This is a genomic window from Leptotrichia buccalis C-1013-b (assembly GCF_000023905.1).
GTDB lineage: Bacteria > Fusobacteriota > Fusobacteriia > Fusobacteriales > Leptotrichiaceae > Leptotrichia > Leptotrichia buccalis.
The window spans coordinates 190,396-209,400 of the sequence record NC_013192.1; the positions used below are offsets into that span (position 1 = coordinate 190,396).

General features: G+C 30.7%; 25 protein-coding genes. 14 read left to right on the forward strand and 11 right to left on the reverse strand.

The genetic code is table 11. The features are described from left to right. Positions 1-95 precede the first annotated feature (95 nt). The 8 genes from LEBU_RS00940 (at position 96) to LEBU_RS00975 (ending at position 8,868) form a co-directional block, all read left to right on the forward strand. Positions 96-1,517 (forward strand): 6-phospho-beta-glucosidase, encoded by a 1,422-nt coding sequence (locus LEBU_RS00940; RefSeq protein ID WP_012806303.1) that lies wholly within the window; start codon positions 96-98, stop codon positions 1,515-1,517. Positions 1,518-1,678: 161 nt separating this feature from the next. Beyond that, positions 1,679-2,407: a TraX family protein gene (locus LEBU_RS00945; protein WP_012806304.1), complete on the forward strand. Its 729-nt coding sequence runs from the start codon at positions 1,679-1,681 to the stop codon at positions 2,405-2,407. 21 nt (positions 2,408-2,428) lie between these two features. After that, on the forward strand, positions 2,429-3,112 hold the full coding sequence (locus tag LEBU_RS00950; RefSeq protein ID WP_012806305.1) for a YczE/YyaS/YitT family protein: 684 nt from the start codon (positions 2,429-2,431) through the stop codon (positions 3,110-3,112). A gap of 39 nt (positions 3,113-3,151) precedes the next feature. Next, the gene (locus LEBU_RS00955; RefSeq protein WP_012806306.1) at positions 3,152-3,538 is read left to right on the forward strand and encodes a VOC family protein; all 387 of its coding nucleotides are present in this window, start codon (positions 3,152-3,154) and stop codon (positions 3,536-3,538) included. Between the two features lie 93 nt (positions 3,539-3,631). Then, complete coding sequence (locus LEBU_RS00960; protein WP_012806307.1) at positions 3,632-4,225, forward strand: flavin reductase family protein; 594 nt, start codon at positions 3,632-3,634, stop codon at positions 4,223-4,225. A gap of 242 nt (positions 4,226-4,467) precedes the next feature. Next, positions 4,468-5,508, forward strand: coding sequence for an FUSC family protein (locus LEBU_RS00965; RefSeq protein WP_012806308.1), 1,041 nt, complete (start codon positions 4,468-4,470; stop codon positions 5,506-5,508). Between the two features lie 306 nt (positions 5,509-5,814). After that, positions 5,815-7,518, forward strand: coding sequence for an ABC-ATPase domain-containing protein (locus tag LEBU_RS00970; protein WP_012806309.1), 1,704 nt, complete (start codon positions 5,815-5,817; stop codon positions 7,516-7,518). A gap of 81 nt (positions 7,519-7,599) precedes the next feature. Next, positions 7,600-8,868, forward strand: a complete 1,269-nt coding sequence (locus LEBU_RS00975; protein WP_157859497.1) for a prolyl oligopeptidase family serine peptidase — start codon at positions 7,600-7,602, stop codon at positions 8,866-8,868. Between the two features lie 419 nt (positions 8,869-9,287). On the opposite strand, the gene LEBU_RS00980 is transcribed toward LEBU_RS00975, so the two are convergent. The 11 genes from LEBU_RS00980 to rlmD all read right to left on the reverse strand — a co-directional run bounded on the left by LEBU_RS00980 (position 9,288) and on the right by rlmD (position 14,321). Then, positions 9,288-9,905, reverse strand: a complete 618-nt coding sequence (locus LEBU_RS00980) for an IS630 family transposase (protein WP_083767513.1) — start codon at positions 9,903-9,905, stop codon at positions 9,288-9,290. Beyond that, positions 9,809-10,162: an IS630 transposase-related protein gene (locus LEBU_RS12095; RefSeq protein WP_041760465.1), complete on the reverse strand. Its 354-nt coding sequence runs from the start codon at positions 10,160-10,162 to the stop codon at positions 9,809-9,811. Before LEBU_RS12095 ends, LEBU_RS00980 begins: the two co-directional genes overlap by 97 nt. A 7-nt stretch (positions 10,163-10,169) precedes the next feature. Next, positions 10,170-10,442 carry an ISAs1 family transposase gene (locus LEBU_RS12415; protein WP_203415711.1) on the reverse strand — a complete coding sequence of 91 codons (273 nt, stop codon included), beginning with the start codon at positions 10,440-10,442 and terminating at the stop codon, positions 10,170-10,172. A 130-nt stretch (positions 10,443-10,572) separates the two neighbouring features. Beyond that, positions 10,573-10,887: a hypothetical protein gene (locus LEBU_RS00995; protein ID WP_012806312.1), complete on the reverse strand. Its 315-nt coding sequence runs from the start codon at positions 10,885-10,887 to the stop codon at positions 10,573-10,575. 74 nt (positions 10,888-10,961) lie between these two features. Further along, positions 10,962-11,636 carry a CPBP family intramembrane glutamic endopeptidase gene (locus tag LEBU_RS01000; protein WP_012806313.1) on the reverse strand — a complete coding sequence of 225 codons (675 nt, stop codon included), beginning with the start codon at positions 11,634-11,636 and terminating at the stop codon, positions 10,962-10,964. Between the two features lie 280 nt (positions 11,637-11,916). Continuing rightward, positions 11,917-12,045, reverse strand: coding sequence for a hypothetical protein (locus LEBU_RS12340; protein ID WP_269472519.1), 129 nt, complete (start codon positions 12,043-12,045; stop codon positions 11,917-11,919). A 15-nt stretch (positions 12,046-12,060) separates the two neighbouring features. Further along, on the reverse strand, positions 12,061-12,312 hold the full coding sequence (locus tag LEBU_RS11960) for a hypothetical protein (protein WP_203415701.1): 252 nt from the start codon (positions 12,310-12,312) through the stop codon (positions 12,061-12,063). Between the two features lie 31 nt (positions 12,313-12,343). Further along, on the reverse strand, positions 12,344-12,463 hold the full coding sequence (locus LEBU_RS12455; RefSeq protein ID WP_332069749.1) for a helix-turn-helix domain-containing protein: 120 nt from the start codon (positions 12,461-12,463) through the stop codon (positions 12,344-12,346). A gap of 377 nt (positions 12,464-12,840) precedes the next feature. Further along, on the reverse strand, positions 12,841-13,200 hold the full coding sequence (locus tag LEBU_RS11965) for a hypothetical protein (protein ID WP_203415702.1): 360 nt from the start codon (positions 13,198-13,200) through the stop codon (positions 12,841-12,843). After that, positions 13,182-13,466: a type IV toxin-antitoxin system AbiEi family antitoxin domain-containing protein gene (locus LEBU_RS11970; RefSeq protein WP_203415703.1), complete on the reverse strand. Its 285-nt coding sequence runs from the start codon at positions 13,464-13,466 to the stop codon at positions 13,182-13,184. The genes LEBU_RS11965 and LEBU_RS11970 overlap by 19 nt, the downstream gene beginning before the upstream one ends. Before the next feature lie 81 nt (positions 13,467-13,547). Then, positions 13,548-14,321, reverse strand: a complete 774-nt coding sequence (gene rlmD, locus LEBU_RS01015; RefSeq protein WP_238974493.1) for a 23S rRNA (uracil(1939)-C(5))-methyltransferase RlmD — start codon at positions 14,319-14,321, stop codon at positions 13,548-13,550. A 76-nt stretch (positions 14,322-14,397) separates the two neighbouring features. Between rlmD and LEBU_RS01020 the strand changes: the two genes are divergently transcribed. The 6 genes from LEBU_RS01020 (at position 14,398) to mraY (ending at position 18,944) form a co-directional block, all read left to right on the forward strand. Beyond that, positions 14,398-15,015 carry a family 1 glycosylhydrolase gene (locus LEBU_RS01020; RefSeq protein ID WP_238974494.1) on the forward strand — a complete coding sequence of 206 codons (618 nt, stop codon included), beginning with the start codon at positions 14,398-14,400 and terminating at the stop codon, positions 15,013-15,015. Positions 15,016-15,147: 132 nt separating this feature from the next. Continuing rightward, positions 15,148-15,279 carry a hypothetical protein gene (locus LEBU_RS12345; RefSeq protein ID WP_275268815.1) on the forward strand — a complete coding sequence of 44 codons (132 nt, stop codon included), beginning with the start codon at positions 15,148-15,150 and terminating at the stop codon, positions 15,277-15,279. A 131-nt stretch (positions 15,280-15,410) separates the two neighbouring features. Next, positions 15,411-15,575: a GntR family transcriptional regulator gene (locus LEBU_RS11975; protein ID WP_021747195.1), complete on the forward strand. Its 165-nt coding sequence runs from the start codon at positions 15,411-15,413 to the stop codon at positions 15,573-15,575. Continuing rightward, a complete protein-coding gene (locus LEBU_RS01025) occupies positions 15,548-16,120 on the forward strand; it encodes a GntR family transcriptional regulator (RefSeq protein ID WP_203415704.1) in 573 nt (190 codons plus the stop codon). Before LEBU_RS11975 ends, LEBU_RS01025 begins: the two co-directional genes overlap by 28 nt. A 157-nt stretch (positions 16,121-16,277) precedes the next feature. Continuing rightward, on the forward strand, positions 16,278-17,672 hold the full coding sequence (locus tag LEBU_RS01030; protein ID WP_012806314.1) for a UDP-N-acetylmuramoyl-tripeptide--D-alanyl-D-alanine ligase: 1,395 nt from the start codon (positions 16,278-16,280) through the stop codon (positions 17,670-17,672). A 183-nt stretch (positions 17,673-17,855) separates the two neighbouring features. Then, on the forward strand, positions 17,856-18,944 hold the full coding sequence (gene mraY / locus LEBU_RS01035; protein WP_012806315.1) for a phospho-N-acetylmuramoyl-pentapeptide-transferase: 1,089 nt from the start codon (positions 17,856-17,858) through the stop codon (positions 18,942-18,944). Positions 18,945-19,005 lie beyond the last annotated feature (61 nt).

The window sequence follows — 19,005 nt, forward strand, 5'->3', positions numbered from 1 at the left end:
TGCTCTTGTTTTTGTAAGATTTTAGTGTTATATTTTTAATGTAAAGAAAATTATTAAAAATATTAAATACGAAAATTTTTTAGGAGGAGATAGAAATGGGATTTAGAAAAGACTTTTTATGGGGCGGAGCTACTGCTGCAAATCAGCTTGAAGGAGCTTATAATGAGGATGGAAGAGGACTTGCAAATGTAGATTTGTCGCCAGTTGGGGAAGATAGGTTTGCTGTAATTAATGGGGAGCGAAAGATATTGGAATTTGACGATGAGCATTTTTATCCTGCTAAAGGAGCGATTGATTTTTATCATAGATACAAGGAAGATATTGCATTATTTGCTGAAATGGGATTTAAGACTTATAGAATGTCGATAGCATGGACTCGTATTTTCCCAAATGGAGATGAAGAAACTCCGAATGAAAAAGGGCTTGAATTTTATGAAAATGTATTTAAGGAATGTAGAAAATATGGTATTGAGCCATTAGTTACAATAACGCACTTTGATTTTCCTATTCACTTAATCAAGGAATATGGCGGATGGAGAAACAGAAAAGTTATTGATTTTTATAAAAGATTGTGTACTGTAATTTTCACTAGATATAAAGGGCTTGTAAAATACTGGATTACATTTAATGAAATTAATATGCTATTACATGCACCGTTTATGGGAGCAGGAATTGTTTTTGAAGAGGGGGAAAATAAAAATCAAGTTTTGTATACTGCGGCACACAATGAATTGGTGGCAAGCGCTTGGGTTACAAAAATTGGACATGAAATTGATCCAGAAAACAAAATTGGATGTATGCTTGCGGCTGGGAAATTTTATGCACTTACTTCTAAGCCTGAAGATGTATGGACTGCACTTGAAAAAGACAGAGAAAACTATTTTTTCATAGATGTACAGACTCGTGGATATTATCCTGCCTACGCTAAAAAATTTTTTGAAAGAGAAAATATAAACATTGGAATTACAGATGAAGATGAGAAAATTTTGAGGGAAAATCCAGTTGATTTTGTTAGTTTTTCTTATTATACCACTCGTTGTATCTCTGCAGAAGCTGATAGACTTGGAGAAGGAAACTTGCTAAAAACAATGAGAAATCCTTATATCGAAGTGACAGACTGGGGTTGGGGACTAGATCCGTTAGGATTTAGAACGACAATAAATGAAATTTACGACAGATACCAAAAACCGTTATTTGTTGTGGAAAATGGTCTTGGAGCGGTAGATGTTCCAGATGCAGATGGATATGTGGAAGATGATTATAGAATTGACTATTTGAGAGATCATATAAAGGCAATGAAGGAAGCGGTTGAACTGGATGGAGTAGAACTTCTAGGGTATACAACTTGGGGACCTATTGACTTAGTGAGTGCGGGAACTGGAGAAATGAAAAAACGTTACGGATTTATCTATGTAGATAGAGATAACGATGGAAATGGAACATTGAAGAGAAGCAAGAAAAAATCATTCGACTGGTATAAAAAAGTTATCGCAACTAATGGAGAAGATTTGGATTAGCATTTGAAATTATTTATTGAAAAAATTAGTAAAAAAATAAGGGGATTTTTAAAATAGCGAATCCCCTTTGATTTTGTGTGTGAAACTTTTTAAAATGAAACTGAGAAACTTAAATAGCATTAGAATCTTAGAAAAAATGAAAATATAAAGGGGGAACTGATATGAGTATTAATGGCTTGGACAAGATAAAAGTTTTTTCAGGAGCACAATTAAAATATATTGCTTTTTTATCAATGTTGATTGACCACGTGAATAAGGCTTTGATGTATCCTTTGTTAACGGAAAATGGTTTTTTGAGATATGTGAGCGATGTATTTGATATTTTGGGTAGAATTGCATTTCCGATTTTTATGTTTTTTCTTGTGGAAGGTTTTTTTAAAACTAGAAATCGATTTAAATATCTTTTATACTTGATTGTTTTTGGAATTATTTCTGAAATTCCATTTGACTTATTCCAGTCGGCAGTACTTTTTCAGCCAAACTCAAATAATATAATGTTTACATTGGCTTTAGCCTTACTTATGATTTGGATTATTGATGAATTGAAAGTGCCGAAATCACGTGTAGTTCCTAAAATATTCTGGTTTCCTGTTTCAATAATAATCGTTATAACCACTTGTCTGCTGTCGATGATTTGGGGATTGGACTATGAATATCATGGGATTTTGATTGCGTATTTTTTCTATATATTTCGAAATAATCCAATATTGTCGATTGTAGGAGGATATCTTTCGATTATTAAGACCCCATGGGCTTTGTTAGGATTTGGATTGACGCTTACTTATAATGGGGAGAGAGGAAAACAGAATAAAATTTTGAATTATTTGTTTTATCCTGTACATTTATTAATTTTGGGACTGTTGAGGCTGTGTTTTAAAATAGGAATTTAGAATGGAGAAATGGAGAGAAAAATGAACAGAATGATAAGAGCATATGGATTGTTAATATTACTTACAATATTGGCGGGGATGGAATTAGCACTTTTGGTAAAGATGAATGTAGGAGTAGACCCTTGGAATGCAATGGCACTATCTTTTTCGTTTTTGACAGGAATAAAAATGGGAACAATAGCGATAATATGTAATTTTTTATGTGTATTGGGACAAATTATTTTATTAAAAAAGGAATTTAAAAAGACAAATTTTTTACAAATACCTATTTCCATGTTGCTGGGATATGCAATTAATTTTTTTGTATATACAGTTTTTAAAGATATGGAATTTAGTAACTATATTTTCAGAATAACAACTAATATTATAGTACTTGTATCAGTTGCTTTTACAATGGGGGCAATAGTAGTTTTGGGATTGCCAACATTTGCTCTGGAAGGTTTTTGCAGTGCGGTTCATATGAAAACTGGTATTCCTTTTGCGAAATTTAGACAATGGATAGATTTTTTCTGCGTTGGGATTGCCATTGTGTTGACACTTGTATTTCCTATAGAATGGAGTCTACGTGAAGGAACGATAATTAGCATGGTTCTGTTTGGACCTTTACTTGGAATATTTATGCCAAGAATTGAAAAACTCTATGAAAAATGGTATTTAGTTGATGGAAAAAGTCAAATTGAGAAGGAAATAGAAGGATTGGAATAAAAAAATAAATTTTATAAAAAATATTGAAGGAGATTAATTATGAAAATAAATCATGTAGCAATTTATGTAAAAGATTTGGAAAAAACAAGGGAATTTTATGAGAAATATTTTAAAGCAAAGGCAAATGAGAAATATCATAATAAAAATACTGGATTACAGACTTATTTCTTAAGTTTTCCAGACAGTGAAGTAAGGCTTGAAATAATGTCACGTCCTGAACTTTTGGAAAGAAACGATAAAATAATGAATGAAGGCTTTATTCATATTGCTTTTAGCGTTGGAAACAAAGAAAATGTCGATAAATTGACAGAAAGACTTGTAAATGATGGGTTTAGATGTTTAAGTGGGCCTAGGACGACTGGAGATGGATATTATGAGAGTGTTGTTGAGGATTGTGAAGGAAATTTGATTGAAATAACAGAATGATAAAATATTCGTTTGCAAATTGAGAAAAAAGATTTGGAGAGTATAATTACTAAGAAGGTACATAAAAATTTACAGATACGAGGAGTGGTAATTATGTTTAAAAAATTAGAGAAAAATGGGTTTTATTATGGATTTCCAGTATTACTGATGACTACAAAGGATAAAGAAACGGGCAAAAGTAATGTAACTCCGTTATCATCTTCATTTGTACTTGGAAAATCAATAGTTGTGGGAATAGGATTTGGAAATAAAGGATTTAAGAATATTGAAAATGGATCGGATGTAACTTTTAATATTCCAGATGAAAACTTGTACGAAAGTGTGAAAAAGATTGAAAAATTTACAGGCGATACAGAAATATCAGAAGTAAAGCAAAATCTTGGATATACATATTGTGAAGATAAGTTTAAGATTGCAGGATTTACTGAATTAGCTGGTGAAATGGTAAATTCTGTGAGAATAAAGGAGTGTCCAATTCACATAGAGGCAAAAGTTACAGATATTATCAAAAAAGACTGGTTTGCCATAGTAACTTGCGAAATACAGGGAATTTTTGTTGATGAAAAAATAATGAAGGATGATTCTCATATTGATACTCAGAAGTGGAAACCGTTAATTTATAAATTTAGGGAATATACATCGACAGGCGATAGATTGGGATTGAATTTTAATTTTCAGGAAGTTTAGAAAAACGGTAAATTTATATTGTAAAATAAAAAATAGAGATTGTGCAGTAATTTTGAATGAAAAAAAGAAATATTTTTATTCATAATTAATTGTAAAAAAGGTGAAAAAGATACTCTGGTCTTCATTGATTAGGGTATTTTTTATCTAATTAAGAAAAATGATTTGGAAAATAAAAGGGGAGTGTGATAAAATGAGGTTGGAAATAGAAAAAGATATATAGTTGTTAGGAAGGGGAGAATGGGATGATCAAAAAGGATATAAAGAAAATTTTGAGCGAGATTTTAAAATTAAAAGAAATAAAAAACACAAAAGATTTGCCTTTATTGGCAAGTTTAGCAATGGCAGTGCCGATATTAATAGGATTGTTGTCAAACAACCTAAAATTGGGAATTACTGCTTCATTGGCAGCGATTATGGTTGTGTATTTTCCATTGGAAGGTTCGTTTTCTGAAAGAATACTAATGCTGATAGGCTGTTCATTTGGATTTATATCAGTATATACGATAGGATTGATTTTTAGCTTTAATAGAATAATTTCAGTTATAGTCTTTGGAATCACGGCAGGAATCATTCATTGGGCAGTTTCACACTTTAAATTAAAACCGCCAAAAGATTTCTTTTTCATAATGTTATGCTCAACTGCTATTTCAATCCCACATCAAGCAATACCAAAAATTGCAGAAAATATAGGTTATTTAACTTTTGGAACATTGTCAACTTGTTTGATAGTTTTTTTATACTGTCTGATTATTGGGAAAAAATCTAGTTTGAATAAAACTATGAATGTCCCTCATATTCCGTTAGAAATAAAAAAAAATGTTATAGAGTCAGTTATATTTGGAGTATTTTTGAGCATAGCCCTAGGAGCAGGATACTATTTAAATTTGGTAAATCCGTATTGGGTAGCAGTTGCCTGCATTGCCGTGATGCAAGGAAATTCAGCTCGGCATATTTTTCTAAGAAGTATTCAAAGAGTTACTGGAACGTTAATAGGAGTTATTTTTTGTTGGGGAATACTTTTATTAGTAAATAATCCATGGGAAATATGTATTCTCATAATAATATTTCAATTTATTGTAGAATATTTAGTTCCTAGAAATTATGGAATAGCAATGATTTTTATAACTCCTATGACAATTTTTTTATCTGAAGCCAGTACATTGTTCAGCAAAAACCACATTTTATTTATTCAAGGAAGATTTTTTAACACTTTAGTAGGCTCTTTAATAGGAATTGTTGGGGGTTACATAGTGTATCATAAAAAAATTCGGAAAATAATTTAATTAGGGCGTGTCTGAAAACTATCAAAATGATGAATTTTTAATAAATTTTTCCAAAATCAAAAATAATAAATACTGATTTTATCGTGATTTGTATAATTTATAAAATCAAAAAAACATTAAATATAACATAGATTTTGAGTTTTCAGACACAGTCTAGTAAAAATTGAAAAATTAGGATTATAGGTGTTTTACTTATAAAAAATACTAAATTAGAAGATTTAGAAATGTAACTTTAAATTCAGGTTTAAAGAAGTTACTGTAAAATAAAGAAAAAATACTAATAAATAGAAAGAGAGTTTACAAAATATGAAAAATTATAAAGAATTAGAAAAACTATTATTTTCAATGGATGGAAAAAGTTATTCGGCGTATAAATCGCTTAAAGGAGAATATAAATTTGAAAAGTATATTCTTGCGATTGATCACGTGCAGTCAGATCCTTATGCTCCACCTTCAAAAATGAGGGTTATAATGGATAGAAAAATTTGTGGGATTCCTTATGAGCTCACGGATACGAAGGATAAGAATATTGCAGTTTCGGATTTTCTTACGAGAAATTTTTACAGGGAAATTCAGAAAATTGGAAATGACAGTACGGGAACTGGAGGAAGTGGAAGAATTTTTATTGACAGGTGCGGGCAGGAAATTTTGGAAAGAACTTCAGTTCTGATAAAGAGAGATAAAGTTGAAGTGAGGTTTGAAATGGGGATGCCTGCAAGAGGCAGACGGATAATGGGAAAAGCTGCACAGAAAATCATTTTTGAGCAGTTGCCTGAAATTGTAGAGAAATCCATTATTTATGATAATTTGAATAAAAAAGCATTAAATGAGCAGGTAATCCTAGTGCTGGATCAGGAATATGCAAGAAAAATGTTGAAAGAAAAAGGGCTTGTTGCATTTGTGGCTAATGATTCTGTCCTTCCACGTGAAAGTGGAGTTTCGGATAGACCTATGAAAAATGCAGTTAAGTTTAAAAGTCCAGAAAAATTTGAGATTACATTAAAGCTTCCAAGTGGGAAAGAAATAAGCGGAATGGGAATTCCAAAAGGAATTACGCTAATTGTGGGTGGAGGTTATCACGGTAAATCTACGTTACTTGCGGCACTTGAAAGAGGGGTTTACAACCACATTGCTCAAGATGGGAGAGAACTCATAATTTCTGAATCGGATGCGGTAAAAATACGTGCGGAAGATGGAAGAAATGTTGAAAAGGTGAATATAAGCGGATTTATCAATAACTTGCCGCAAAATAAGGATACAAGGGCTTTTTCAACTGAAAATGCGAGCGGAAGCACATCGCAGGCGGCAAATGTGGCAGAAGCGCTGGAATATGGAACTTCTTTACTTCTAATAGATGAGGACACTTCGGCTACTAATTTTATGATTCGTGACGGAAGAATGCAAAAACTTGTGGCAAAGGAAAAAGAGCCGATAACACCGTTTATTGACAGGGTAAAGGAACTTTATGACAATTTTGGAGTTTCTACGATATTGATTGTCGGTGGCTCTGGAGATTATTTTGATATGGCAAATCACGTTATAATGATGGATGAATATGTGCCAAAAGATGTGACAGAAAAAGCAAAAGAGATTGCAAAATTGGATGAAAACAAGAGAGAATTTTCTTCAAATGATAAATTTAAAGGAGTTACACAGCGAATTCCACTCAAAAAAAGTTTTTCGCAATCTGGAAAACTGGATAAAACAAAAGCCAAAGGGAAATACAGTATTCTGTATGGAAAAGAATTAATCGACATTTCAGGACTGGAGCAACTTGTGGATGACAGCCAGACAAACTGCATTGCTGTAATGATTGACTATTTTAAAAATAAGGTGCTGGATGAAAAGCTGACACTTTCGCAAGCGGCTGACAGGATTTATGAAAAAATTGAAAAGGAAGGGCTTGATTCAATTTCTTCGTACACAGGGCATCCAGGAAATTTGGCATTGCCGAGAAAGCAGGAATTTTGTGGGGCGGTTAATAGATATAGGAAATTAAGAATAAAATAGATTGCTTTTAAATTTTTACTTTATTTAATAATTTTATCAATTAAATTTGAAATAAAAAATATTGTAGAGGAAGTGATGGCTATGAGAACTAAAGTATTGGTATTTGTAGGTTTGTTTTTTGTAAGTATGTTAGGAATTGCATCAGAATTAGTTTTTAAAGGTGGATATGATTTTAATACATATTTATCATTAAAGGCAAAAGTATTTGATTATGGGCAAAATATAGTTTCCATTGAAATTGATACAAAAGGGCAAGGGAAAAATATTCAAAATAAACAAATTGCTAAAGATACATTCAAAGTTTTTGCTAAAGGAACTTTGCCAAAAGATACTGGGATTGTGCTTGACGAAAAAACTAAATCTCTTGGAACATTTGAAGTTGAGAGGGAAATTGAGAATATTTTTGTAAATGATAAGGGGAATATTGTTATTAATTTGAAATATGGAAAAGATGTGGCTGGAGCAAATACTTTGAGTTATGTTACTGGGGATGTTTCACGGAATGTACTGATGGATTTGGAATATAAAGTGGAGCAAAAAAAGACGATAAAGGGTTATAAAGCAGGATTTTATAGACAAGGAAAAATTGTTGATGAGGAAGCTGATAAGTTTGTAGCGGCGAAGTCTAAAAGTGGAGTGAATTATCAATATTTTAAACCTGTTAATAAAGATGATGGGAAGAAACATCCGCTTATAATCTGGTTTCATGGGAATGGTGAAGGCGGATACAAGGATTATCGGAATAATGTTTCACAAAAATTGGCAAATCGTGGGGCAGTGGCTTTTGCAGAAGATAAAACACAAAAGATATTTGGCGGGGCTTATGTTGTGGCACCGCAGGCTGATGACACTTGGTACAATAATTATACCAAAGGGTATATAAAATCAGTAAAGGCTATGATTGATGAGTTTGCTTCTGAAAATAATGTTGATAAAAATAGAATTTATGTTTTTGGAGCTTCTGCTGGTGGATATATGTCCTTTAGAATGATGATTGAATATCCAAATTATTTTGCGGCATTTAGTACAAGTGCGGCTGCTCTTGATAAAGCGGCTACTTCTGGTGGAGTTGCAACTACTACACAGGATTTGATGAAAATAAGAAATAAACCGCTTTGGATGGTTCACGCACAAAATGATCCGACTATTTCCTACGAAAATACAAGTAAAAGAGTTTATGACGTTCTTTTAAAATATGGAGCAATACTTTCCTCTTATCCAAATGTAAAAATTGACGGAACTGAATACAATGGACACTGGAGCTGGATTTACAGCCTTAGAAATATGCCCGTGAATGATAAAGGGGAACATTTGTTTGAGTGGATGGCAAAGCAACGTTTGAAAAAGTAAAAATTTTAGATTACTAGAGATGATAAAATGAAATAGAAAAAAGACTTGCTTGGAATAGTAAATTCTAAGTTTAGTCTTTTTTGTTTATAACTTTATTTTTATACTAAACCCTATTTGAAAAATAGCAATAAAATTCTATAGCAATTAATTTGATAGCTTTGCTAAAAAAATCAAATTTAATTCTTAAGTATCCATCTTAAAGACTTTTATAATTTTATTTATAAGTATTATGACTAATAATAGTTTTTTGTAACGTAAGGGCATCAGACGCCATGCCCTTTTTCGCAATAACAGTTATTTTAACATGTATAAATGGCTAATAATGGCGAAACGTTCTACGAACTACCCCGCAGATTATGAATTAGCTATTGAACAACCCTATTATAAAAATTTATTCTCATTTTTATAGTAAAACCTATTTAAAACTGAACTAATTTATTAAATAAAACAGAAGTAACTGCTTCTTCTAGTGTATTAAAATTATGGGCTATGTCTTTTAATTTTTTCTTCATATTAGCCCATAATTTTTCTATTGGATTTAAATCCGGCGAATACGGCGGAAGAAACAATAGACAATGCTCCGTTCCCTTAATTATCTTTTCTAATATATTCTTTCTATGAAATCTCGCATTATCCATCACTATTAGAACTCTCTTCCCTAATTTTTCAATATCTCTTAAAAGTATTTCCCTGAACCATTCTTCAAAAAATTCACTTTCCATTGTTTCCTTGTATATCATACTTCCTATCAATGCATTCCCTATTTTTCCAGCAACCAGATTTATTCTTGAATATCTTAATCCTCTTTTCTTCCCTTCAATAGATATTCCCCTTTTACTCCAGCCATATTCACGGTAGTAATATTCGTCAAAGCCTGTTTCATCAATATAGATTATTTCTCTGCCTGAACTTGCTTCTGATAATTTCTTTAAATATACATTTACTTTTTTCTCGTCCTGCTCCCTGTATTTTGTCTGTTTTTTTTTCTTGTGTATCCTAATTTTTTCAGTGCTACTCTCACTGTCTCCTTTCCACAGCCAAAATCTTTTGCTATTTCACGGATGTATTTATCTGCATTCTTTGGATTTTTCATATATTCATCAAGTTTTTCAGGATCAAGCACCTTAAATTTTCTTTTTCGTGTTCTTGATGAAAGATCTCCTGTTTCCTTCTTAAGTTTTATCCATCCGTACAATGTGCTGGAACTTATGTTGAACTGAAATAATGTTTTTGTTTTTCCATTTTCGTAATAAAAATTTAAAATTCTTTTTCTATAATCTTTTTCATATGCCATAAAGTTATTATACCCTGTTTTTAGGTCGGTTTTGTATAAGTTTCACTATAAATGTTACATCTAGATACCAATGCATACTTTCTACGCTCCAATGACCTCTCACCGCCCTTGAAAACAAATCTATATCTTCTTTCAAACTGCTTATATAATATCTATATTCTTTCTTTTTCTCTCCTTCCTTTATTATCGTTTTTTCTTCCATACCAATGCTTTTTAGACCTTTCCATTCGTTTTTACAAGCTATCCATTTTATTTCCTCAGTATGATAATACTCATGTATCTTGCTCTATGTGTACTTAGCTTGGTACTTACTTTTGAGCAATAAAAAAGGAAGCATCGGCTATTTGCTTTACCTTCCTCTTTTTATAACTCACTTTTAAAAAATTTATTTTTATATTTTTTCTACTTACTCAGCGAACTGAGCAACCGTATATTAAAGACAACAGTACTGTAATCAATATACGAATTATAATATGAGATAATTGTAAATTTCCAACTATATAACCGGTAAAAATTACCAATGGAATCATTAACACTAAGGAAAGATATACAAGCCATGGTAGATTCGTGACTGTAGCCGAAATCAACAAAATAGCTCCGATAAAATATAGCAAGTGAATGCTTTGAAAACCTATCTCTTTCATTTCCGCAATCACTGCAATAAGAGTCAAAATTGCATACAATGCGATAAATGCTCTAGAAAAAATATTAAGTACAATTTTCAATTTTCTTCCTCCTTTTGAATAAAATTATAAGCAAAACTTTTATATCTTAACAGTTCGATTGTAATTAAACTAAGTTATTTGAGATGATTTATATATATAGGTAACATTATCATCATATATGAAATTGAATTATATCCTATATGAGCAAGGATACAAGAAAATATAGAATCAGTATAAAAATAAAGCAAACCTAAAATTATGCCACATATAAATGAAGGTACTATTTGAGCGATATTAAAATGAAGTATTGAAAAAAGTGCGGCAGATATAAGTAAGGCAACAATTTTCCCATAGTTTGTGGAAAGACCATCAAGCAAGAATCCTCTCATTAAAACTTCCTCAAGAATAGGTGCAAGGATACAAAAATCGAGAAAACTGACAATCGGCGATATCTTTATTAAACGGATAATTTGTTGATAGTTTTCTTTACTTGATGGAAATAAATCTTCAAATATGGGATCTAATCCCTTATCTAAAAGAAAATAAAATAATACGGAACACCCTAACGCTAATGTTATTCCTATAAAGGAAATATTTGAAAACAATTGTAGTTTGAAATTTGTTTTTGTTATAAGTAAATTAAGAAATATCGCCATACATAGAACAACAGTGATTAAGTTTAAAACTCTACTTTGTTCAGGTGCAATCTTCCTCCATATTGAAATATCAAGAATTGTATACAGAATCATAAAACCAAACCAAATAAGTACCCAGAGAACGCCTTTTCCAATAGATATTCTATTACTCATATAATCGCTTCTCCTAGTATCAAACAAAAATAAAATCCTAATTTCATATTTATTCACTCTCCTTTTTGTCATACAATCAACTTACTTGACAACTTGTAAATTTGTTTTATTCTAATTTCCAGCTACCAAGCTCAATTTTAATCAACTCTGGAAATTTCTTACTAATATCCCTTAAAACATTTCCAACTGATTTTCTCACATATTCGCTTACATCTTCTTTTAAGTTGGCAATTCTTTCAATAGCTTCATTCGGATTTTCCTTGAAATATGGTATACTTGTCTATATTCTTAGTCCCTCCGTAACAGCTCTCCTTATATTAGGGTTATTGTTTTTTAACCATTCATCAATTATTGGAAGTGCTTTTTCATATCCTATTTTCTTACAAAATTCATCAAATGCCTTTGCCAATACTTCCTGAACTCTCTAATTGTCATCTTTAGAAACTTCATCTCTCATAAATGCTAAAATATCAGCTTGTTCTGATAAATATCCAAAAAGAAATACACCGTACATTCTTACTTGATAAGTATCAGATTTATATGCTAAAAATGCCAAATTCTTAGCATATTCATTATCATTAGATTTATAATCAGTTGAGGCTCTTTTCTCTTCCTCTTTGAAACCATTTTCTATCAAAAAAAATTCTTTTTCTAAACTCGCAATATATTCTTTCAAGTAATCTCGCCTCCTCACGAAAATACTTTATTTAATTTATTTTCCGTTCAACATATTCATCATCAAAAGAGAATACATCGTTAGGTGTACAGTCAAGTCCTTTGCATATTCTCTCTAAATTTTTAAGTATTATCGGCTTGTTCTTTCCCATCTATGCCATAACATTGGTGGTTAATCCTGCCATTGCTATAACATCAGTTTTCTTTAAGCCTTTCTTTGCAAGTTGTATCATAATGGGTTATAGTTTAATGCCATATTAACCCTGTTTTCTTTTGTAATTACCATTGCCATTACTATCACGTACGCACGAAATGTTATGTCTCCCTTTTGACAAAAATAGTATTTTTAAAAAATTCAATACTTGCCATTTTTTATAAAGCTGCTGAAGTATATCTGGTTGCATATATCATAAAAAAGGGGATTATTCATAATTTATTTACTCATACGTTTGTCCTGCAAATAAGCACATCTGAAGCAGAGAGTTCGGATTAACTCCTGTTTTCTTAGATATGTTCCTAATCGCTCCTTTTATTTGTTCCGGTGTTTTCGCAGCAATACCTCCGAATATTGTTTTAAAGCATATTCCATATTCATCATAATAGCGTATTTCGATAGTTTTAATAAATTTTTCTCCTTGCTCGCAAAGTAAGACTTTATCACTTCACTAAACACTTGTACATCTATTCTGTCCTTATCTTTGATAATATCAAGTATGGTTCTTCCTTTGTCATATGCTGATATTTCTCTACCAAAAGGACTGGTTATAGTTATTTTCCCAATATCGTAATAATCTTTTTTTACATACTTAAAAATAATATTATCTCTTGCCGACTTAACTCTGCTGACATTATCTCCTACCTTTACAGTCATCACATAAACAAGGGGCATACGTGTTGATAATCCTTGTAAATACGCCGCTGTTTCGTGAGAAAAAATACCTTTGGGTATTTCTTGTATGAGAAATAAAGATACTCATCAATATTCTCACTTGGAAGTGCATAGAGCCCATTTGTTATTTTTTCAAGTTCCTTTTTTATAGTTAATTCTTTTAGTACATCTTTATGAATACCAAGATTTATAACTTCTTTAGTAGTTATAATTCCATTATTTTCTTTTATTTTTCTAATTAGAAGTTCACGTTTTCTAATTTCCATCACCACCTTTTTGTTCTTAAATTATATTATTTATAAGAACAAAAGTCAATTTTAAAAAAATCGAAAAAAATATTTTCACTATCACTCTTTCTGTATTAATGCTACAACCTCCACATGATTAGTTTGCGGAAACATATCTACAGTTGACACCTTTTCCAACTTGTATCCATTCTCAATCAGAAATTTTGTATCCGTTGCAAAAGTTGCAGGATTACATGAAATATATACTATTTTCTTAATTTTATTCTTTACAACGCTTTTTAGAGCCTTTTCATCTATTCCCCTTCTTGGCGGATCAAATATTATCGCTTCAGCCTTTTCATTTTTTAGTAATTCAGGCAGTACTTTTTCAACTTTTCCATTTATAAATTCTACGTTATCAATTTTATTTTCAACAGCAGTTTCTCTTGCTGCATTTACTGAACTTTCTACACTTTCGATTCCTATTGCTTTTCTAACCTTTGATGAAAGAGCCATTGCGATTGTTCCTGTTCCTGAAAATGCATCAATTACTGTATTATTTCTGCTTTCACCTAGAAATTCTATTGCCTTGTCATAAAGCTTTATTGCCTGTGATTTATTAATCTGGAAGAAAGAATCTGGATATATATTAAACTTTATTCCTTCCATTTCCTCTTTCAAATATTCATCTCCAAATATATGTTTTGTATCTTCTCCAAGAATAACATTATTTGCATCTATTTTCACAGAAATATACACTGATTTTATAAATTTATTTTCATTATACAGTTTTTCAAGCACCTTCACTAGCTGATTGTATTGGGATTTTTTACTTACAACAATTATAAGCATAACTTCATTTTTTTCATTGTTTCTTACTATGACATGCTTCAAAAATCCTGAATCTGTAATTTCATTATAAACTTTAAATTCATTTTTAGTTCCTGCGATTTATGGTAAATTTTCTGAATTGTTGACAGATATACTGGAAAAGGATGGAGTTTTGTGGGAAAGCACAGAAGAGGAACTAAAAATTATTTCAGAAAATACAGTTGACTTTCTGGGAGTGAATTATTATCAGCCTAGAAGAATAAAGGCAAGAGAAATAGAGTTTGATATTTCCAAGAATGGCTGCCTGCCTGATAAATATTTTGAAAATTATGATATGCCAGGGAAAAGAATGAATATTTACAGAGGATGGGAAATTTATCCGCAGGCGATTTATGATATTGCTAAAAATATTCAGGATAACTATAAAAATATAAAATGGTTTATTTCAGAAAATGGAATGGGTGTTGAAGGAGAAGAAAAATTTAAGAATGAACAGGGGATAATTGAAGATGACTATAGAATAGATTTTTTTAGGGAACATCTGACACATCTTCATAGAGCAATAGAAGAAGGATCAAACTGCTTTGGCTACCACACTTGGACACCAATAGACTGCTGGTCCTGGACAAATGCCTACAAAAACAGATACGGATTTATCTCGGTAGATTTACCAACGCAAATAAAGACGATAAAAAAATCAGGGTACTGGATAAAGAAAGTTTCTGAAACTAATGAAATTGATAGTTGGGATATTTAAATTTAAGTAAAACATCTATAACTTCTGAGTTTTGGCTTTAAAGTGTTTTTACTATAAATTTATAAAATTTTGAAAAATAACAAAAAATAGAAATTATTTGGAATAAGCGGAACGCTTGCAACAAATTCTATTATGGGAGGGGTAATACAAATAGTAGGTTTCGTTGTAATGGTGCTTTTATGGATACCGTTTATACTGTATTCCCAAAAGCAGTATGAAGAGGAAAAAAGAAAAAAAGAAAATGAAGCGAAAGAGAAAGAATAGTTATTAAAAATTATGGGCTATGTTATTTGAACAAATATAGTCCATTTTTTCTCCGTTCCACTTTTTTACAATATTGACTTTAAAGGATAAATATTTTATAATGAAAAAAATTATTTAAGGAGATGGAAATAGTGTTAAAATATAGAGAAATTGCTCAGGAATTAAGAAATAAAATAATAAATGGAGATTATATTCCAAATGAAAAGCTTCCAAATGAAAAGGAAATGTGTGAAAAATACAAGGCAAGCAGGATTACCGTAAAAAAGCCATGGATTTACTGGTTTCAGAAGGGCTAATAATCAAAAGAAGAGGCTCTGGAACATTTGTAAAGGATATGAGAGATGACGAAGCAATAGAAATCGCCATGAAAAAGCAATTTATGGGATTTAAAGCAACTCACGGAAATAAAAGGGTTACCTCTGATGTTATAAAGTTCAAAGTTATCCCAGCTTCAGCCGAAATAGCCGAAAAGCTAAAAATAGAAAGAAATGATTTTGTCTATTATATCGAAAGAGTGCGTTATTTAAACGATGAGCCGTATGTTGTTGAATACACCTATATGCCAATATTGATAATTAAAGGGTTAAAGGAGGATGTGTTAAAGGATTCAATTTACGAGTATATAGAAAATACATTAAATTTGAGTATTCAAAGTGCACATAGAGTAATAAAGGCAGATTTGCCGACAGATTTGGAAAAGAAATATTTAAAAATGAAAAAATTAGTTCCTATTTTGGAAGTTGAGCAAATTGCCTTTTTATCAAATGGACAGATTTTTGAATATTCAAAATCACGACATAGGGGAGACAAGATAGAGTTAAAAATGATAGAGGTGAAATGATAAAAATAACATAGTAATTATTAAAATCAGATTATTCTAAATAAATTCTGAAAAATTTAAAAAATATATTGAAAAAATAATCTTCAAATGATATAATTTCATAATGTGAATAAATATAAAAAAAGTATTAAATTAAATAAGAATTTGGAGAAATTTTATGAATAAAAGCGAAGTATTCCAAAATTTTTTTAACAGGGAAAAAATATCAGATTTTAAGATAAATAATGTTTCTATTAATTCAAAAGAACTTAATAAAAATGATATTTTCGTTGCTATTAGAGGTGGGAACAGCTTTGTTAATGAAGCGTTGGAAAAAGGAGCTTTTGCTGTTTATGACAGCGAGGCTGTGAAAATTGATGAAAAATATGCCGAACGTGCATTTTTTGTCAAAGATAGTATTGAATTTTTACAAAAATTTGCTAGGGAATGGCGAAAAAACTTAGATATAAAAGTAATTGGAATTACGGGAAGTAACGGGAAAACGACAGTAAAGGACATGATTTACCACTTGCTTTCACAAAAATATAAAGGGAAAAAGACGGAAGGGAACTACAATAACCATATTGGACTGCCCTTCACTTTGTTACGTGCGGAAAAGGATGATGATTTTATCATTCTGGAAATGGGAATGAGTGATTTTGGGGAAATTGATTTGCTTGGGCAGATTGCCCTGCCTGATATTAATGTAATTACAAATATTGGAGAATCACATCTGGAATTTCTAAAAACGAAGGAAAATGTGTTTTTAGCAAAAACGGAAATTATTCCACATATTAAAAGTACGCTTGTAATCAATGGGGATGATAAATATTTGAAAAATGTAAAAGCTGAAAATATTGAAATTGTAAGGGCTTTGAATTTAAGAAATAATGAATATGAGGATAAGACATCTGATTTTTATTACGGAGATATTCATTTTGATGAAAGTGGGACTAATTTCTTTCTAAAGTATTTTGGGAAAATGTGTCAAAGTACAGTTGAAAGAAATTACAAGACAAATGTTCTAGGAGAACATAATGTACTAAACTTAGTTATGGCGATTGCCGTTGCTAAACAATTTGGAATGGAAGATAAGATTATCAGTGAAGCTGTAAAAAATATAGAACTTACTGGAATGCGGTTTCAAATAATTGAAAACGGGAATACAACATATATCAACGATGCCTATAATGCAAGTCCAATGTCTATGAAAAAGTCGCTTGAAACATTTTCGCTAATTTTTAACGATAAGTTGAAAATTATGGTTCTGGGCGATATGCTGGAACTAGGAGAAAGAGAACTGGAAATTCATAGAGACCTTTTTGATACAATAAAAAATACCAATTTTGACAAGCTGTATCTTTTTGGAGAAAGAATGAAAAGTTTGCTTGAAAAAATAAAAGAAAATATGGACAATGGTAATTTAGAGAATGAAAGTTTAAAAAATAAGGAATTTGAATATTTTGATGAAAAAAATAAAATAAAAGATAGAATACGAGAGATTTCAGAAAGTAAGGCGGTGCTATTAAAAGCATCACGTGGAATGAAACTGGAAGAAATTATAGAAAAATAATATTTGAAATTTGGAAAGGAGAGGAATTTTTTTATTATTGTATACTCAAATTTTTTTAATATTGAAATTATAGAAAAAATTAGAATTTGAGTAATTTGTTTTAAAGTAATTTTACTGTACCACAAATTTACTTGAAAGTTGAAATTACTGAGTATAGATAAAAGGATTCTACAATATAAAATAATGCTATATTTATTACAGGAGTTATTTATAAATAACTGGAAAGTTTTACGTATTTTTAAGTCAATAATGTTAAGGGCCTCTGTAGCATTTATGATTGCATTTCTGTTTATGCTGGTTTTTGGGAAGCCGTTTATTGTCTGGCTGAAAAAGAAAAAATATGGAGATACTGCAAGGGAGGAAGGTCCAAAGTCGCATTTTGACAAATCGGGAACCCCTACAATGGGAGGACTTTTAATAATTGGTGCAATTTTATTCGCAACTGCCATCGCTGGAAATTTTACAAACAAATTTGTCGTATTTTTATTCGTAATTACAATTTTATTTACAACAATAGGATTTTACGATGATTATTTAAAATTAACAAAACATAAAAATGGACTTTCTGGAAAGAAAAAAATATTGGGACAAATGATAATCACGGCATTGACATTTTGGTTTGTTTATAAATTCGGACTTGTCAATAAAACAATTGATTTTTCAATAATCAATCCGTTGATAAAAAATTCCTATTTATATATAACGCCAATTTTATTTTTTGTATTCATAGCATTCGTAATTATTGGGTCTTCAAATGCTGTGAATCTGACGGATGGACTGGATGGACTTGTGAGCGGTCCAATAATTGTAGTGAGCATTACATTACTAATAATAACATATTTGACAGGACATCATAATTATGCAAGATACTTGAATTTATACCATATACCTGAAGTTTCAGAAATAACAGTATATTTAGCCTCAATAATTGGTGCATTAATTGGATTTTTATGGTATAATTTTTACCCTGCTCAAATGTTTATGGGAGATACAGGTTCCTTGACGCTTGGTGGAATTTTAGGAATAATCGTTATTTTTATAAAACAGGAATTATTACTTCCAATCGCTGGATTCGTATTTATTATGGAAGCATTGTCAGTTATGATTCAAGTCTGGCATTTTAAGACTTTTGGAAAAAGAGTATTTAAAATGGCGCCGATTCATCATCATTTTGAATTGTTGGGACTTCCTGAAACGAAAGTTACAATAAGATTCTGGATTGTTTCAATAATGACTTGTCTATTAACATTTGTAATTTTAAAATTAAGATAAATAAAGCGGGGGATTTTTCCCCTGCAATCTAGTTTTATATTTTAAAAATTATATTTTTATT

What these genes read in the sequence shown, in the direction of transcription:
- LEBU_RS00975 (WP_157859497.1), top strand. Translation starts at nt 7,600, where the DNA reads ATGAGAACTAAAGTATTGGTATTTGTAGGTTTGTTTTTTGTAAGTATG.
- LEBU_RS12095 (WP_041760465.1), bottom strand. Translation starts at nt 10,162, where the DNA reads ATGGCATATGAAAAAGATTATAGAAAAAGAATTTTAAATTTTTATTAC.
- LEBU_RS00940 (WP_012806303.1), top strand. Translation starts at nt 96, where the DNA reads ATGGGATTTAGAAAAGACTTTTTATGGGGCGGAGCTACTGCTGCAAAT.
- LEBU_RS01030 (WP_012806314.1), top strand. Translation starts at nt 16,278, where the DNA reads ATGAATAAAAGCGAAGTATTCCAAAATTTTTTTAACAGGGAAAAAATA.
- LEBU_RS12455 (WP_332069749.1), bottom strand. Translation starts at nt 12,463, where the DNA reads ATGGGAAAGAACAAGCCGATAATACTTAAAAATTTAGAGAGAATATGC.
- LEBU_RS01000 (WP_012806313.1), bottom strand. Translation starts at nt 11,636, where the DNA reads ATGAGTAATAGAATATCTATTGGAAAAGGCGTTCTCTGGGTACTTATT.
- LEBU_RS11965 (WP_203415702.1), bottom strand. Translation starts at nt 13,200, where the DNA reads ATGCCCCTTGTTTATGTGATGACTGTAAAGGTAGGAGATAATGTCAGC.
- LEBU_RS00965 (WP_012806308.1), top strand. Translation starts at nt 4,468, where the DNA reads ATGATCAAAAAGGATATAAAGAAAATTTTGAGCGAGATTTTAAAATTA.
- LEBU_RS01025 (WP_203415704.1), top strand. Translation starts at nt 15,548, where the DNA reads ATGGATTTACTGGTTTCAGAAGGGCTAATAATCAAAAGAAGAGGCTCT.
- LEBU_RS00950 (WP_012806305.1), top strand. Translation starts at nt 2,429, where the DNA reads ATGAACAGAATGATAAGAGCATATGGATTGTTAATATTACTTACAATA.
- LEBU_RS11970 (WP_203415703.1), bottom strand. Translation starts at nt 13,466, where the DNA reads ATGGAAATTAGAAAACGTGAACTTCTAATTAGAAAAATAAAAGAAAAT.
- LEBU_RS00970 (WP_012806309.1), top strand. Translation starts at nt 5,815, where the DNA reads ATGAAAAATTATAAAGAATTAGAAAAACTATTATTTTCAATGGATGGA.
- LEBU_RS12345 (WP_275268815.1), top strand. Translation starts at nt 15,148, where the DNA reads ATGGGAGGGGTAATACAAATAGTAGGTTTCGTTGTAATGGTGCTTTTA.
- LEBU_RS00945 (WP_012806304.1), top strand. Translation starts at nt 1,679, where the DNA reads ATGAGTATTAATGGCTTGGACAAGATAAAAGTTTTTTCAGGAGCACAA.
- mraY (WP_012806315.1), top strand. Translation starts at nt 17,856, where the DNA reads ATGCTATATTTATTACAGGAGTTATTTATAAATAACTGGAAAGTTTTA.
- LEBU_RS00960 (WP_012806307.1), top strand. Translation starts at nt 3,632, where the DNA reads ATGTTTAAAAAATTAGAGAAAAATGGGTTTTATTATGGATTTCCAGTA.
- LEBU_RS00955 (WP_012806306.1), top strand. Translation starts at nt 3,152, where the DNA reads ATGAAAATAAATCATGTAGCAATTTATGTAAAAGATTTGGAAAAAACA.